This window comes from Acinetobacter sp. SFB, assembly GCF_001647545.1.
GTDB lineage: Bacteria > Pseudomonadota > Gammaproteobacteria > Pseudomonadales > Moraxellaceae > Acinetobacter.
In genome coordinates, this window is sequence record NZ_LSZH01000014.1 from 88,548 (window position 1) to 103,946 (window position 15,399).

The 15,399-nt window shown below is 41.5% G+C and carries 16 protein-coding genes; 11 read left to right on the plus strand and 5 right to left on the minus strand.

Annotation, left to right across the window (positions count from 1 at the left end):
• Positions 1-75: 75 nt before the first annotated feature.
• Positions 76-1,230, minus strand: a complete 1,155-nt coding sequence (gene hemW / locus AY606_RS11690; protein WP_067868696.1) for a radical SAM family heme chaperone HemW — start codon at positions 1,228-1,230, stop codon at positions 76-78.
• A 123-nt stretch (positions 1,231-1,353) separates the two neighbouring features.
• Between hemW and AY606_RS11695 the strand changes: the two genes are divergently transcribed.
• The 4 genes from AY606_RS11695 (at position 1,354) to AY606_RS11710 (ending at position 5,092) form a co-directional block, all read left to right on the plus strand.
• Entirely contained in the window at positions 1,354-1,815 is a 462-nt protein-coding gene (locus AY606_RS11695; RefSeq protein ID WP_067868699.1) for a DMT family transporter, read from the plus strand.
• A gap of 38 nt (positions 1,816-1,853) precedes the next feature.
• A complete protein-coding gene (locus AY606_RS11700) occupies positions 1,854-3,212 on the plus strand; it encodes an MATE family efflux transporter (RefSeq protein ID WP_067868701.1) in 1,359 nt (452 codons plus the stop codon).
• A gap of 223 nt (positions 3,213-3,435) precedes the next feature.
• The gene (locus AY606_RS11705; protein ID WP_067868703.1) at positions 3,436-4,734 is read left to right on the plus strand and encodes an ABC1 kinase family protein; all 1,299 of its coding nucleotides are present in this window, start codon (positions 3,436-3,438) and stop codon (positions 4,732-4,734) included.
• A gap of 103 nt (positions 4,735-4,837) precedes the next feature.
• Positions 4,838-5,092: a type B 50S ribosomal protein L31 gene (locus tag AY606_RS11710; RefSeq protein WP_067868705.1), complete on the plus strand. Its 255-nt coding sequence runs from the start codon at positions 4,838-4,840 to the stop codon at positions 5,090-5,092.
• Positions 5,093-5,208: 116 nt separating this feature from the next.
• Here AY606_RS11710 and crcB read toward each other — a convergent pair whose 3' ends face one another.
• Positions 5,209-5,589 (minus strand): fluoride efflux transporter CrcB, encoded by a 381-nt coding sequence (gene crcB, locus AY606_RS11715; RefSeq protein WP_067868707.1) that lies wholly within the window; start codon positions 5,587-5,589, stop codon positions 5,209-5,211.
• Between the two features lie 179 nt (positions 5,590-5,768).
• Between crcB and AY606_RS11720 the strand changes: the two genes are divergently transcribed.
• Complete coding sequence (locus AY606_RS11720) at positions 5,769-6,101, plus strand: HopJ type III effector protein (RefSeq protein WP_067868709.1); 333 nt, start codon at positions 5,769-5,771, stop codon at positions 6,099-6,101.
• Positions 6,102-6,216: 115 nt separating this feature from the next.
• Here the strand turns inward: AY606_RS11720 and AY606_RS11725 are convergent, their stop codons facing one another.
• Positions 6,217-6,777, minus strand: coding sequence for a hypothetical protein (locus tag AY606_RS11725; RefSeq protein WP_067868711.1), 561 nt, complete (start codon positions 6,775-6,777; stop codon positions 6,217-6,219).
• Positions 6,778-6,947: 170 nt separating this feature from the next.
• On the opposite strand from AY606_RS11725, the gene AY606_RS11730 reads away from it, so the two are divergent.
• Positions 6,948-7,589 (plus strand): class I SAM-dependent methyltransferase, encoded by a 642-nt coding sequence (locus AY606_RS11730; protein WP_067868713.1) that lies wholly within the window; start codon positions 6,948-6,950, stop codon positions 7,587-7,589.
• Positions 7,590-7,967: 378 nt separating this feature from the next.
• Here the strand turns inward: AY606_RS11730 and AY606_RS11735 are convergent, their stop codons facing one another.
• Positions 7,968-8,435, minus strand: coding sequence for a Holliday junction resolvase-like protein (locus AY606_RS11735; RefSeq protein WP_067868716.1), 468 nt, complete (start codon positions 8,433-8,435; stop codon positions 7,968-7,970).
• 120 nt (positions 8,436-8,555) lie between these two features.
• Here AY606_RS11735 and AY606_RS11740 point away from each other — a divergent pair, with 120 nt between their 5' ends.
• The 5 genes from AY606_RS11740 (at position 8,556) to AY606_RS11760 (ending at position 13,890) form a co-directional block, all read left to right on the plus strand.
• Positions 8,556-9,200, plus strand: a complete 645-nt coding sequence (locus AY606_RS11740) for a nucleotide-binding protein (protein ID WP_067868719.1) — start codon at positions 8,556-8,558, stop codon at positions 9,198-9,200.
• A 139-nt stretch (positions 9,201-9,339) separates the two neighbouring features.
• A complete protein-coding gene (locus AY606_RS11745) occupies positions 9,340-10,470 on the plus strand; it encodes an AI-2E family transporter (protein ID WP_171255413.1) in 1,131 nt (376 codons plus the stop codon).
• Between the two features lie 109 nt (positions 10,471-10,579).
• A complete protein-coding gene (gene sodC / locus AY606_RS11750; RefSeq protein ID WP_067868723.1) occupies positions 10,580-11,131 on the plus strand; it encodes a superoxide dismutase family protein in 552 nt (183 codons plus the stop codon).
• 182 nt (positions 11,132-11,313) lie between these two features.
• On the plus strand, positions 11,314-13,464 hold the full coding sequence (gene yccS, locus AY606_RS11755; protein ID WP_067868724.1) for a YccS family putative transporter: 2,151 nt from the start codon (positions 11,314-11,316) through the stop codon (positions 13,462-13,464).
• A gap of 120 nt (positions 13,465-13,584) precedes the next feature.
• The gene (locus AY606_RS11760) at positions 13,585-13,890 is read left to right on the plus strand and encodes a DUF3817 domain-containing protein (protein ID WP_067868726.1); all 306 of its coding nucleotides are present in this window, start codon (positions 13,585-13,587) and stop codon (positions 13,888-13,890) included.
• Positions 13,891-14,074: 184 nt separating this feature from the next.
• On the opposite strand, the gene craA is transcribed toward AY606_RS11760, so the two are convergent.
• Positions 14,075-15,304 carry a chloramphenicol efflux MFS transporter CraA gene (gene craA, locus AY606_RS11765; protein ID WP_067868728.1) on the minus strand — a complete coding sequence of 410 codons (1,230 nt, stop codon included), beginning with the start codon at positions 15,302-15,304 and terminating at the stop codon, positions 14,075-14,077.
• Positions 15,305-15,399: the final 95 nt, after the last annotated feature.

Genomic DNA, 15,399 nt, shown 5'->3' on the forward strand with positions numbered 1-15,399 from the left:
GAGAGTTATAAAAAATATAAGTACCCATCCTACTTTTGATCGTGTGACCGAAAGTTACGACTTTATTGAGATTATTTAAAGAAACTCTTCCAGTACCGAATTTAAAAACACATGTCCCTGCGCTGTACAAGACAAACGTTTTTGATCTTCAACCATCAAATCTTTAGCACGTAGTGAATTTAAAAGTTCATCTAAATCAGTCAAGTCTAAACCTGTACGCTCATGATAAATTTTTGCTTCTACGCCCTCATTTAACCGTAAGGCATTCATCATAAATTCAAACGGCATCTCTTCATTTTCAATTTTTTTAAGCTGAAGATGCTCGGCAGGAACTTTGGCCAAATAATCCTTTGGCAAACGGGTTTTCTGAAAACGGTACACGCCATCAGATTGGGTCACTTTGCCATGCGCCCCTGCGCCAATTGCTAGATAATCACCAAACTGCCAGTAATTTAAATTATGTACAGATGGTTTTTCCTTACGCCAGGCCGAGACTTCATAATTCACAAAACCTTGCGCTTTTAAATAAGCTTCGCCTTGTTCCTGAATATCTTCCAGCACGTCTTCTACAGGTAAAACTGGTTGAGTGCGGAAAAATACGGTATTCGGTTCAATGGTTAGTTGATACCATGACACATGGGTTGCGCCATTTTCTACCGCCAGTTTTAAATCCAGTAACGCTTGCTCTAAAGTCTGCTCTGGCAGGCCATGCATCAAATCGACATTGATGCGTTCAAAACCAGCCTCACGGGCCAGATGAATGGCATTAATTGCATCATCATTACTGTGAATACGCCCTAATTTTTTTAGGTGATCCGTATTAAAACTTTGCACACCAATAGAAAGACGGTTAATTCCTGCTTCTAAATAACCTGCAAAAGGATCATGCTCCACAGTTCCGGGATTGGCTTCTAAGGTGATTTCACAGCCATCTTCAAAGGTAATAATGCTTTTTAGTTGATTGAACAACCACACATAACCTTTGGCTGAAATTAAAGATGGCGTACCGCCACCAATAAACACACTATGAATCTGGCGACCTTGAGCAAAATCGAGCTGGGTTTTGAAGTCTGCAACCAAGGCCTGCAAATATTCCTGCTCTAAATCTAAAGACAGTTTTCCATCAGGCACGGCATGCGAATTAAAGTCGCAATAGGGACACTTACGCACACACCAAGGCATATGAATATATAAAGATAATGGAACAAGCACAGGATTTAATTCAGCCAAGGATTAAGCTCAAAACAACAAAATACGGGAAATATATTTTAACATGACTGCATCAAGACACTAAGGAATACTGTTAGGGATTGTTTTAGACTGAGAAAAATTCAACAAGAATACATACTTAATATGATGAAAATATCCAGTCAGTTACTTTTTTTGTTACCGCTTGCGATGGGCATCGGTGTTGCGATGAGTTTGCAAAATGCCTTAAATAACCAATTACGTGAATATTTACATTCTCCTTTGCAAGCTGCCCTTTTATCTTTTTTGGTAGGTACAATAGTGCTTGCCATACTGGTGTTTTTTCAATCCGCAGAAAAACCTCATTTTTCAACTTTAACCCAGATTCCCTGGTTTCTTTGGTTAGGTGGCTTTTTAGGCGTTTATGCTATCAGTTTGAGTATCTATGCTGTGCCTAAACTTGGTTTTCTCATCTTGACCGGGCTGGTTATTTTTGGGCAAATCGCCATGTCGATGTTACTGGATCATTTTGGCTGGTTTGGCACTGAAAAAACCCCGATCAACTGGCAACGCTTTTTAGGAAGTATGATTGTTTTCATTGGCGTGCTGCTTACTTTGCAACGCTAAAGATCATGATCTTTATTAATAAATAATGAGTATTTTTTGTGTCTAATGTCACTGCTTTAACGACAACAAACCGCTTTGAATTAAAGCAACTCTTTCATTTGATGATTCCCATTTTAATCACCCAATTTGCCCAAGCAGGTTTGGGCTTAATTGATACCATTATGGCAGGACATCTCTCGCCAACTGACCTTGCAGCCATTGCAGTCGGGGTGGGTTTATGGATTCCGGTGATGCTGTTATTCAGTGGCATCATGATTGCGACCACTCCTTTGGTTGCCGAAGCCAACGGCGCACGTACTCCGGAAAAAATTGCCACTATTGCCCGGCAGTCACTCTGGGTAGCTTTTATTCTCGGAATCATTGCCGCATTGATTTTACAAGTCATGCCATTTTTGTTGCCTGTTTTAGGCGTACCTGAAGCGTTATTGCCAAAAGCCAGCTTGTTCTTGCATGCCATTGGTTTAGGGATGCCTGCAGTCACCATGTATGCAGCGCTACGTGGCTACTCGGAAGCACTGGGTTATCCACGCCCTGTTACTGTCATTAGTCTGGTTGCGCTGGTTGCACTGGTGCCACTGAACTTTATTTTCATGTATGGCTTAGGCCCGATTCCTGAACTGGGCAGTGCAGGCTGTGGCTTTGCTACGGCTATTTTGCAATGGCTGATGTTCATTGCTTTGGCAACTTATGTGTTTAAAGGCAAGGCTTACCGTAAAACCCAAGTCTTCGCAGCGTGGGAAAAAATTGATCCGTATTGGGTAAAGCGTATTTTACAGCTCGGTTTGCCGATTGGTTTAGCGATATTTTTTGAAGTCAGCATTTTCAGTACCGCAGCCATTGTGTTAAGCCCTTTAGGTGAAACCTTGGTTGCAGCGCACCAGATTGCCATTTCCGTGACGTCGCAATTGTTTATGATTCCGATGTCACTCGCAATTGCACTGACCATTCGTGTAGGGACTTATTATGGTGAAAAAAACTGGCGAGCAATGCGTAAAGTTCAGTATCTGGGATTACTGACCGGAACCATTTTAGCGCTTGCCACTATGGCGCTAATCTGGTTCTTCCGTCCTGAAATTGTCTCGATTTACACTTCAGATTATGAGGTAGCACAGGTAGCGATGTATCTGTTGTTATTTGCAATTGCCTATCAGTTGATGGATGCCTGGCAAGTCAGTGCCGCAGGTTGTCTGCGTGGCATGCAAGATACCAAAGCTCCTATGTGGATCACCATGATCGCTTATTGGGTCATTGCCTTCCCTGTTGGGATTTATCTGGCACGCTTTACAGAAATGAAAGCGGCTGGAGTGTGGGTCGGTTTGATTGTGGGTTTAACGGTGGCCTGTGTGCTGTTATTGACCCGTTTATATATGATTAATCACCGTATCAAAATGGCTTAAATCTTTCGATCTCATTCCTTTTCTCATGAAAAAGGAATGAGATAAACAGCAACATCAATAAAAAATAATCATAAAAACTTCATCAATTTAAGCTACAAAAAATATTTTTAATTTTTAAAATTGAACAGTAAAAATGCAGCTTTTAACAATTTAAAGTAGGCAATAGCAAGTTTAAGCCCTATGATCATTGAAATACATCTATGATGATCTTGAGGAATATCGCATGGCAAAAACGGCTAGCACACCCGGTCGTCGTTTTATGAAACTTGCCAGTATGACGGCGAGCATCGCAACTAAAACCGTCACAAATTCGATCAAAAATTTTAATGCCGATGAAGAACAAAAAAATGCCTCTCGCAGTAAACTTTTTCAAGATATAGGTCTACAAATTGCAGATACCCTTGGCGAAATGAAGGGTGCGGTCATGAAAGTGGGGCAAATTGCGTCACAATATAAAGACATCTTTCCGCCTGAAGTGGCGCGTGCCATTAGCAAGTTACAGCGTCAGGCTCCTGCAATGCCTTTTGCTGAAATTAAAGCCCAAGTCGAAAAAGAACTGGGTAAACCGCTCGATCAAATCTTTAAACACTTCGATGAACAGCCTTTTGCCGCAGCTTCTATTGGCCAAGTGCACAAAGCTTTCTTGCCGAACGGGCAACAAGTGGTGGTGAAAGTACAATATCCGGGTGTCGATGAAGCCTGCGAAAGCGATCTGAAACAGGTGCGTTTGGCTTTACGTTTAATGGGTGTATTGAAGGTTGATCGCAAATTACAGGATCAACTGTTCAAGGAAATTCAGGAAAGTTTAGACAATGAATTGAACTATGAGATTGAAGCGCAAAACTTAGAAGTGGCGCGTACATTTCACCAAAGCTTAGACAGTAAAATTATTATTCCGCAAGTCTATAAAGATTATTCTTCACGACATATATTAACCCTAAGCCTGGAACCGGGTGAAAGTATTGAAACTGCGAGTACCTGGTCTCAAGATACCCGTAATGAACTGGGTCGCCGTTTATTTCGTGCCATTGGGCAAGAGATTTTCTATTTGAAACGTTTCCACTGCGACCCGCATCCAGGCAACTTTGCCTTCCGTGAAGATGGCACGGTGGTGATTTACGATTACGGCGGTGTAAAAGTATTATCCAGTGAAACTGTACAACACTTTAAACATTTGGTGCAGTCCGCCCGTGAAGGTAATATTACTGAGATGGAACAACAGCTAGATGCCCTGCATGCCATTTCAGAACAGGGGAAATTCCCGGCTGAACTGTACAAGCAATGGTTAGAAGTCCTGATGCGCCCACTCACCACGATGTATGATTTCGAAGAAAATTCGGCCCATCATGATGGCATGGAGTTACTTAAACCTTCTTTAAAATATTGGGATGTATTTAAGCCTTCACCAGAGACATTGATGGTCAATCGTACCGTTTCAGGTCATTACTGGAACATGATTCATTTAAAAATGCATGACAATCTTAATGACCTGTTTGATGAACTGGTTCCACCACGCCAATAAGTCTTTCATAGAACCCAAATACGGCTGCTGATTTGGGTTTTATTTGCAAAATATAATGTTATGATATAACATAACCATATTAACAATAATTTTGGAGTTCATCATGCGTACCAATATCCATCCAGAATATCGTGAAGTGCTGTTCCATGACACCAATGCGGATGCCTATTTCGTTATTGGAAGTACCTTGCAAACCCAACACACCAAGAGTTATCAAGGTCAGGATTATCCTTACGTGACTTTAGATGTTTCGAGTGCATCTCATCCGTTTTATACCGGTGAACAACGTCAGGCGAGCAATGAAGGTCGTGTGGCAAGTTTCAACAAACGTTTCGCACGTTTCAAACACTCACATTAAATTAATATTCAGTTAAGCTGAGCTTGTTATTTTTTCCTTATTCAGAAGCCTAAGCATCCTCCACTTAGGCTTCTTTTTTTATCTTTTGTATTTTTAACTCAAACATCATTCAGCTTTTATTTGCTGTGTAATACCCATTGAAACAGATAGAAACCCAATGCCAAAACAATCACTCCGATGATCACACTGGAAATCACATAGCTCAAAGCAAGTGTGGTCTGACCATGTTTTAACAGCTGAAAGGTTTCCAGACCAAAACTTGAAAATGTGGTAAAGCCGCCTAAAATTCCGACCATCAACAACAGCCGCGCTTCATTTTGCAAGTTGGGGAATTTTTGGCTACAGGCAAAGAAAATACCGGCAAGCAGGCAGCCAAAGATATTCACCCACCAGGTGGTCCAAGGAAATACGCTGGTCGGTTTCAGTAAAAATACACCTGCGCCATAACGCAAACTTGCGCCAATCGCCCCACCCATCGCTACCAGTAACCAGTTCATTTATTTATTTCATCCAGTATCGGGTGTGTCTCACCCATCTTTATTCACTGCCCTGTTTTCATTGAACAATACTTTTGCATAATTGTGTATCTTTTCCAAAGAAATAATGCTGAATAAAATGCATAAAAATTGCTATAGTCTTGCGGTTAAATTGACTGTTTATAGGGACTGAGGAAATCATGATTCAAGATTTATTGGCACAACTTCAAGCAGACGAAGTGAAATTTGCAGATGTGATTGCATCTATTGAAGCCCGTTACAATCACACACCAACAGCATTTAAAAATGGCCAACAAGCCAATGCTGCGACTGAAAATCAAGGCAGTGCAAAAGTTTTTTCTTTTGCTCAGTTAAATGGTTTAGATCAAGCGCAGACTTTAAGCCTGTTTGCTGAACATTATGCTGCGGTATTGGCTACACCTGAAGCCACCGACCACCAAAATATTCGCCAGTTTATGCAAAATGGATGGGATGGTCTTCAGTTTGAAGGCCAAGCTTTAACAGCAAAATAAGCTTCCATCCTATAAAAAACCCTCTTTATCAAAGAGGGTTTTTTATCTTACCTTGTATAAAGCTGAAAATTCTCAAAATATGTTTTGAGTGTACAAGGGAGGGAGTTAAAAATGATCAACCTTTTACCTTTTCTATCCACTCAATTGAACTGACACGGAATAATTCACATGCGCCATCACCGGTATCTGTCGGGGTTAGAGATGAAGTCCAGACCAAATCTTTATCTTTAATTTCGACCAGTTCGCCTGTTAAACGCACCAAATCACCCCGTTTTACATTTTTAATTTGTTTGGCAATCTGTGGATTTGCCGGAATAATGTGCATATTTGACACCATCTGCATGGCTTGCTCTTTCGGCACCGGCAAACGGTCAATCTTCCAGTTCAAGTAGCGGTCATACTGATTGACCGATATATGTCGTGCAATTTCAGGTTCGGCAAATAAACCCCAACTGACCGCATAATCAATTGGAGAAAACTTGGCTTGCTCATCGTTGGTATAAATTTTCGAACCTAAAATACGAAAATCACCTCTAAAGGATTGTAGCTTTTTAATGGATTGGTCTTTAGCAACCGGTGCCAAACCCTTAGAAATATTATGATCGACAGATGCACTGGCACTCATTTGCAACATGCTGGTTGCAAGTAAAGCACTGAATAATAATTGTCTAGTCATCTGCATACCTCAAAACGAATTTTTTATTTCAGCTTTTATCTTAAGTCATGAAACTTAAATGGGTATATAGACTTGGTAACAATATAGATATATTCAGTCACTTTTTTGTCTTATTAATTGACTGAAATATCTATTAAAATAGCCACCTATAAAGAAAAATTAAGCCTTCAATGATTTATAAATTTTATCAGCAACACATTTTCCCGCATTTACTCAATCAAGTCATGCAAACACCGAGCCTGATGGATCAACGTCGTGAATTACTATTACCCATTTCCGGTGAAGTGTTAGAAATTGGTTTTGGCACAGGGGTAAATCTACCTTTTTATCAGAATGTCGATACGCTCTACGCCCTCGAACCCAATGCCGATATTTATCAACTGGCGATCCAGCGCGTGCATGAAAGTGCGATACATGTACAGCATATTCAGGCCAGTGCTGAAAAGCTGCCTTTTGCCGATCACAGTATTGAGCATATTGTCAGTACCTGGACTTTATGCAGTATTGAAAATTTAGCCCAAGCCTTAAATGAGTTGCATCGGGTACTCAAACCGACTGGTACTTTGCATTTGGTTGAGCATGTGCAGTATCAGGACAACAATACTCTGAGGCATCTACAGAATTTGCTGACCCCTATTCAAAAACGTCTGGCGGATGGCTGTCACCTGAATCGTAATATCGAACAGGCCCTGCTGGATGCGAATTTTCGCTTTAAAGAACAGCATTATTTTGATGCCGCCGGTATTCCTAAAATTGGCAGGCGCATGCTCTTTGCCCGCGTTCAAAAACAGCAAAAGCGGAGTTCGACATAAGCTGAATAAAAAATAATAGGCTACATGCAAATGTCAGTTGCAGGCTTGAGAACAGGATATTGTTTGCAAGATCATGTTTTCAAGCGATTGAATAGATAAAGCATATTCGACCCAGTGGTTAACTGACAAAGGATTTTCTTTTAGGCTCTCAATATATTTGAGAGCCCTCATTTTCCCGAAACCTTACGCAGCAGCGCTGCTCGGGTCGCATCTGAACAACGTTAAGGCACTGCTTTGACTCAAGTACAAGACGAAATAATAGAACCTGAAATTAGATTTATTAATGCTGCTTTATTTTTCAATATCTAAGATTATAAATTTTCTCAAGCTCGGATGAGGAAGCCTGGAATTTAAGGGAATAGCATATTCATCGCCATTTTAATCATCAAAGTCGATGCGAATGGTTTCAAAGCGTACTCGTCCATCTCGAATCGCTTGAGCAATGGCTTGTTGCCCCTTGGTGAGGCGTGCCCCGCCACTTTTAATATCAATCAGTACCACTTCTATATCTTCAGCCCGTCCTTCACCATCGCGTAAGTCGGTATAGCCATCAAACACCACGTAATCGACCGGATCACCCAAGAATTTGGCATCACTGGGTAAATATTGAAACTCGGGCATAATCGGTGCCATTTGCTCTGCCATTTTTCCTTTTAACACGGCACGACTGGTATTGACACTCCGCTTTTGGGCACTGGTCAAAGCCTGTTGATGCTCCAGTTCCAACTCGGCAATGTACTGCTCATATTCCGCTTTTACTCGTCCATTACGGGTATTGCTTAAAATCAGGGTGGTGAGTACCACGCCTATACATGCACCGATCAACATTGCCATCCAGATGGACATTCTATTTTCCTAATCCAAAAAAGTACCGCCACATGGGTCTTTAAGACTTTTGTCATGTGTCATATTCGTCGCATCAAACAATGATATGCTAGGACTGAGCAGAATAAAATCGTCAGGGTCATGAAAACAATCTTAATTGCAAATCAGAAAGGTGGATGTGGCAAAACCATTACCGCAATCAGCCTGGCTGCCGCTTTGGCACAAAAAAGTTACCGTGTTGCACTGGCTGATGCCGATAACCAAAAATCAACTTTGCAATGGCTTAAACACCGCCCTGAAAATGCCGCCCCGATTCAAAGCCTGGACTGGCGACATGAAAAATCAATTGGTGATGCACCTAAAAATTTAGAATATCTGATTATAGATGCGCCGGGTGCACTTTCTGGTGAACATGCAGAGCAACTGATTGGGGAAGCTCACGCCATTATTACCCCATTACAACCCTCATTTTTCGACATCGACAGTACGCGCCGTTTCTTGAAGCATTTACAGGACATCAAGCGTATTCGTAAAGGTAAAGTACAAATTTTACTGCTTGCCAATCGCGTTAAAGCCAATAGTGCCAGCACTAAAGAAATCCAAGATTTTTTTAATAAAATTGAACAGCAACCTGTCGCCTGGATTTCTGAACGAACCGCTTATAGTCAGTTGGCCATGCAAGGTCTAACCGTGTTTGATAAAACACAAAAAAATTATTTGAGTATGCAAAACCAGTGGCAGCCAGTTTTAAATGCCATTATTGATGATCCGACCAAATGGTTTTAGGGGCTTACAGGTTCTAGCTTTGCCTCTCTATGCAGTATTTGCTTATTGATTATTCACTAGAACTTACTCGGCTTTCATTCTCGCGAGCTTTTTTTTCAGTTAAGATGGCATGGACCTTAGAAACAAAACAGTGAATGCAGTGCAACAGTACGCGCCAACATTACAAAAAGTACTATTATTTGGATTATTTTTCATCCTCCTTTTCTTGAGTTTTAACGTCCTCAAATACTTTATTGTGCCTGTACTTTGGGCAGCCATTATTGCCTATATGACCTGGCCCTGGTATCAATGGATTTATCGCAAGTCTGGTTCACGTGCCACCCTAAGCGCAACGATCATGATCAGCCTGATTATTTTATTGATCGGTATTCCGCTGACCTTCGGCATTTTCATGCTGCAACATGAAGGTCGAAATTTATATTATGAATTACAAAAACAGGTGTTCTCAGGTCACTTAAATGTGCCGCAATTTATTCGCGATTTACCGTTTATAGGCAAGGAAGTTAGCCGCACCTTACATGACATCAATACTGATCCGAACAGTATTGTGCAAACGGTTTCCAGCTGGATTCAGGGTCATCTCAATTACGGTCGTTTCGTTCTAAATGAGATTGGTAAAAACATCGTTAAGCTGGGTTTTGCCGTATTGTCCTTGTTCTTTTTCTACCGTGATGGTCAAACCATTCTGAACCAAGTCAGCAGAGCCTTGGAAATGATTATTGGCCCACGCGTGCATCATTATTTAGATACCATTTCTGAAACGACCCGTGCTGTAGTTTATGGCGTGGGTTTAACCGCGGTGGCGCAAGCCGTATTAGCCGGCTTAAGTTATTTCGTTGCCGGTGTACCCAATCCAATGGTACTGACCATTGTGACCTTCATCTTGGCACTGATTCCATTTGGAACACCACTGGCTTATGGCTCAGTTGCATTATGGCTGTTCTCACAAGGTCAAACCGTTGAAGCAATTGGAGTGATGGCATGGGGTGTCTGTATTGTCAGTACTTCGGATAATGTGATTCGTCCTCTGGTGATTTCGGGTGCAACCCAAATTCCGTTCTTGCTGATTATGTTTGGGGTATTAGGCGGAATTGCCAGTTTTGGTCTGGTCGGTCTATTTATTGGTCCGGTGATTCTTGCGGTATTGCTGGCGATTTGGCGTGAATGGCTTCATGAAACCAATGAATTGGAGCCTTTCATGCTGCCAAAATCCACCATGGCCTATGATCTTGACGATGATAAAGACCAATCAAATTCAGATAAAATTTAGGCTTAAAGTTTAAGAAACTCATACATTCAAATACTTAATCATTATTGAATTGCATCCGAGGCCTTGTTTGAATGGTCAAGATCAAAATAAAAGTAAAGGATGCAATGCAATGTGGTCTTCGCTATTTAAATTAACGATGCTGGGTGCGATTAGCAGTTTTGCCCTGCTGGGCTGCACAAGTTCACCTACCTCATCTCATGAGGCTCATCACCAGGCGACCGTTCATGCGGTATCGGCTCAAGGAGTCGGTAAAGAAATTGGTACCATCAAGTTTAAAGACAGTCCTGCAGGTTTAGTCCTTATGACTGACTTGGCTGAACTGCCACCCGGCCCACACGGTTTTCATATTCATGAAAAAGGTTCCTGTGATCCGGCTGAAAAAGATGGGAAAATCGGTGCAGCAATTGCCGCTGGTGGCCACTTCAACCCGAACCAGGCACCTCATCACGGAACGCCACTTACCGGTCATTTAGGTGATTTACCCCTGTTAAATGTCGATGCTCAAGGACACGCGAAGGTGACTTTGGTTGCACCGCGTTTAAAATTGGCCGACATTCAAGGTTTAGCGATTATGGTTCATGCCGGTGGCGATAACTATGCCGATCAGCCCAAACCTCTGGGCGGTGGCGGTGACCGTATTGCCTGTGGATTGATTAAATAACGATCAATTTAAAATATAAATAATAAGCAGACCTAGAGTCTGCTTTTTTTGTGCATAAATCTGTCGCAGTTTAAAATAGGCTTTAAATATAAATGCCCTTAAGCAGTTTGCCCATGCAAAATTGACAGGACATTTAAAAAAGTTCAGGCTGTAGGGATAATAAATTTTACTTTAGAAAACTCGTGAATAGCCTGAAAGATTTGCTTCAACGTTTTAAATCCAATTCCATTTTAATTTATTGTCTGCAAATTTTTATTGTCCTGACTGGAACCACTTTAGGTCTGCTTTTTTTAGGTTGTGAGCCGTTCATTGTGCCAGTGACTTTAGGCGCGATTGCCACAGCCCTGACCGATTTTGATGATCGCCTGAGTATTCGCTTACGCAATCTGGTCTATGTCTGCATTCTGTTTTTTGGCGTCAGCAGTATTCTTGAATTTCTCTATCCTTATAAACTGCTTTTTATTCTGTATTTATCATTGTCGAGTGCCGCTTTTATTTTAATGGACGCACTGGGACAACGTTATGCCACCATTTCTTTCGGCACGATTTTACTGTCCATTTACACCATGTTTGGACTGGGTGAATACAACCAGTGGTATCAACAACCGAGTTATTTTGTACTGGGTGCGCTGTGGTATGGTTTGACGTCAATTATCTTTTATTTGCTCAAACCCACTCAGGCTGTACAAGATAATTTGGCTGCCAATTTCAATGCGATTGCTGACTTACTGTTGGTTAAAGCCCGGCTGTTTGATCCGGATAATACTGACAATATAGAACCGCTGCTATATCAGCTTTCCTTAAAAAACAGTGAAGTGGTACAAAGCCTGAATATCACCAAGGCATCGTTACTTACCCGTTTAAAAGCCGCTCGTGCCAATAAAAATACCATTTACTGGCTCAATCTGTATTTTCTGGCGCAAGACATTCATGAGCAAGCAACATCAAACTATCTGCATTATGAAAATATTCATCAAAACTTTAGCCGTACCGATCTGATTTTTCGGATTCAAAAGAATGTAAAACTGCATGCTTTATCCTGTCAGAAACTGGCGCACGATATTCTGAACCATCAGACTTATCAGTCCAATTCAGATACGGACATTGCAATTGCCAATCTGGAAAATTCGATTCAATTATGGATTGAGGAAAATCCGCAGAATCTGGAAGTAAAAAACCTGCTGCTGATTCTGCGCAACCTGAAAAAAATTCAGGAACAGTTTTTAAATTTGAGTCATGAACAAAATAACTATCGTCAAAGTTATCTCCAGCACCAGGAAAATATCAATCTGCTCGATGATGATATTCAGGATCTCCCGGATTTATGGCTGAAACTGAAACAACATTTTACGCCCAATTCAGCGCTGTTTCGTCATGCGGTGCGAATTGCCTTTGTATTTGCCGTGGGCTACGCCATCTCATTAATGCCCTTCGCCAAAAATGGTTACTGGATTTTACTCACCAGTTTATTCGTCTGTCAGATCAGTTATTTCGCCACCAAAAGCCGTTTGAAACTACGTACTTTAGGTACCCTTTTAGGTGTTCTTTTCGGTATGCCGATTTTATATTTTGTTCCGAGTATTGAAGGGCAACTGGTTCTGACCATTATTTCTGGCGTGTGTTTTTTCTATCTGCGTTCCAAAAAATACGCCATAGCAACACTGATGGCAACCTTAATGGTACTGCTGATTTTCAATTTAAAAGGCTCAGGTTATGCCATTATTTTACCGCGAATTGTCGATACCCTTTTAGGCTGCCTGATTGCCTGGTTTGCGGTCAGTTTTATCTGGCCCGACTGGAACTTTCGTAATATTTCCAGCACCATCAAAAAGAGTAACCAAGCGACATTGGCGTATTTCGATGCGGTGGTGAAGCAATATCAGTTTGGCAAAAACAACAGTCTGGATTACCGTCGGGCACGCCGTACCGCACACAATGCGCAGATTGAACTGTCGAGCATGATTTCCAGCTTAAGTACCGAACCCAATCCAAATCAGGCGCTGATTCATGCGGCTTTTCGCTATCTGGTCTATAGCCACAGTCAACTCAGTTATGTTTCGGCTCTGGGCAGTCACCGGGAACAGGTGCAAGATGTACAAGTGCTGGATTTAATGCTGTGGTGTAAAGACACTCTATTTGCCGTGCTGTTGCAGCAACAAGCTTTGGATATGGACAAAATTCAGCACAAGCTGCACGACATTCAACAGATCAGTACACAAGAAAATTTGTCTGAAAATTTATTATTGGCACTGAAACAGATCAGCTTATTAATGGAAACGCTGCCTGAATTTATAGATTTACACAGCCAGCTGCTGAAGCAGGAAATCAAATAATCCGAGTTAAATAGTTGGTTATAAGTATTTGATATATTTTAAAATATATTTATTTTTAATTCACTACCGCTGCAATACTCAGTAAACTCATGCTTAATTCGGATTAATTTAAGCATGAGCATGAATATTCAAACTTTACGTGTCATTGGTCTTTTAGAAGGTGTTTCCTTTCTGCTGCTTTTGCTTATCGCAATGCCGATGAAATACCTACTGGATAATCCAGTCTTGGTGAAATATGTCGGCATGGGGCACGGCGTACTGTTCATGCTGTTTTTAATCGTGTTGTTTACGGTATGTGAAAGACAGAAATGGTCGATTTACATGTTTATTCTGGGTTTAATCGCATCCATTTTACCGTTTGGCACTTTTGTTTTTGATCGCAAATTAAAGAACTTTGAACAGCCAATCGCTGAATCCAAGCTATAGTTTCTGATTAAAAGGATGCGCCCTCATTCCTTGCGAAATATATTCCTCATCGCACAAAGAGAGAAAACACTTATTTCACACCACTATATTCCCCTCCTTTAAGGAGGGGTAAAGGGATGATTAACCTCTCGCCTTGCGGAATATATTCCTCATCTCCTACAAGGAGAGGAAACAAATAAGGCGGCTAAAACCTTCCCTGTTCTAGACGTTCTTTTAAAATCTGTTTAAGCATGCTTCGCGGAAAACTAAACCACAGCGCGATTAAAACAAAACACGCTATGCTATATGCCCAAAGATGGTATTGCTCATACATCATCCGCACCAGTTCAATAATAATAAAGAAGCTAAACATCAACAGCATCGACACGGCTGCTGCGACTGTTCCTTTAGATATTTCTGATGACATCAGTGCAAAACGGTAAAGCACTGAAAAACTGATACCTTCACCAAAGCTGATTAAAGTCATGCCGGCAATTAAGCACCAGATCAGATAATCCGACCAAATCACCCCGGCAATTAAAACCACTGTTCCCAGCAACATCACCGGCAAGCCAATCAGTACCGATTTACCCAAAGCCAGTTTGTCGATAATTTTAATCAGCACGATATTGCCCAGAATTAATCCGCCCAAGACCGGAAACTGTGCCAAGCCATATTGCATGCTGCTAAAGCCCAACTCTTCTACCAATATCACAGGTGAAAGTGCAATCCACAGCATCAGCGGCATACTGACCATAGGGAGGGCTAAAGTCATTCCTAAAAAACGTTTGTTTTTATAGACCTTTTTAAAGTCATCCAAAATATAAATCAGCGGCTGTTTGGGAATGCTTAATTTCGTGTTCGGCATTTTGGCGTTTAAACCAAACCAGCTTAAAAAAGCCAAAAATGCGATGCCAATAAAACCCCAATGCCATGACACGTGATCAATCAGGAATGCACCGACGATAGGACCGAGTAAAGGTGCAAGCAAGGAAATATTGGCCATCAGCGCCATGACTTTAATCGCGTCGCGTTCTTCAAAGGTTTCCTGAATAGCGGCATAACCGACTGCGGAAATCACCGTTAAGCCAATGCCTTGTAAAAAGCGCAGCGCCAAAAAGCTTTCAATATTTTGGGTGAATAAAATCAGCAAGCAGCACAGTACAAAGAACAGTACACCTGAAAGTAATACTTTTCTGCGTCCCAAACGGTCGGACAATGGTCCAAGCAACCACGCTACACAAGCTCCACCCAACAGGTAAAACGACATGGAAGATGGTGCCCATGAACTGCTTACGCCAAAGTCTTTGGTAATGGCGAGCATGGCGGGTTGAACCAAGTCGTTGCCGATATAGACGGAAAATTCAAACAGGACCAATGCCAAGGGGAACATCAGCGTGGCACGGTTTAAAGTAGCTGTTTTAACTTTTTGCATTGTTTTCTACTATTTTTGAATAGGCTTTTTAGGACTACGCATTATTTTTAGGGAGAGATGCGTCAGCCCAATGACCAGCATTGAGAATTAAAATT

Excerpts from the sequence above, each read along its gene's own strand:
- AY606_RS11695 (WP_067868699.1), top strand. The coding sequence starts at position 1,354 with ATGATGAAAATATCCAGTCAGTTACTTTTTTTGTTACCGCTTGCGATG.
- AY606_RS11730 (WP_067868713.1), top strand. The coding sequence starts at position 6,948 with ATGATTTATAAATTTTATCAGCAACACATTTTCCCGCATTTACTCAAT.
- AY606_RS11710 (WP_067868705.1), top strand. The coding sequence starts at position 4,838 with ATGCGTACCAATATCCATCCAGAATATCGTGAAGTGCTGTTCCATGAC.
- AY606_RS11735 (WP_067868716.1), bottom strand. The coding sequence starts at position 8,435 with ATGTCCATCTGGATGGCAATGTTGATCGGTGCATGTATAGGCGTGGTA.
- sodC (WP_067868723.1), top strand. The coding sequence starts at position 10,580 with ATGTGGTCTTCGCTATTTAAATTAACGATGCTGGGTGCGATTAGCAGT.
- AY606_RS11725 (WP_067868711.1), bottom strand. The coding sequence starts at position 6,777 with ATGACTAGACAATTATTATTCAGTGCTTTACTTGCAACCAGCATGTTG.
- crcB (WP_067868707.1), bottom strand. The coding sequence starts at position 5,589 with ATGAACTGGTTACTGGTAGCGATGGGTGGGGCGATTGGCGCAAGTTTG.
- craA (WP_067868728.1), bottom strand. The coding sequence starts at position 15,304 with ATGCAAAAAGTTAAAACAGCTACTTTAAACCGTGCCACGCTGATGTTC.
- AY606_RS11705 (WP_067868703.1), top strand. The coding sequence starts at position 3,436 with ATGGCAAAAACGGCTAGCACACCCGGTCGTCGTTTTATGAAACTTGCC.
- AY606_RS11740 (WP_067868719.1), top strand. The coding sequence starts at position 8,556 with ATGAAAACAATCTTAATTGCAAATCAGAAAGGTGGATGTGGCAAAACC.
- AY606_RS11760 (WP_067868726.1), top strand. The coding sequence starts at position 13,585 with ATGAATATTCAAACTTTACGTGTCATTGGTCTTTTAGAAGGTGTTTCC.
- AY606_RS11720 (WP_067868709.1), top strand. The coding sequence starts at position 5,769 with ATGATTCAAGATTTATTGGCACAACTTCAAGCAGACGAAGTGAAATTT.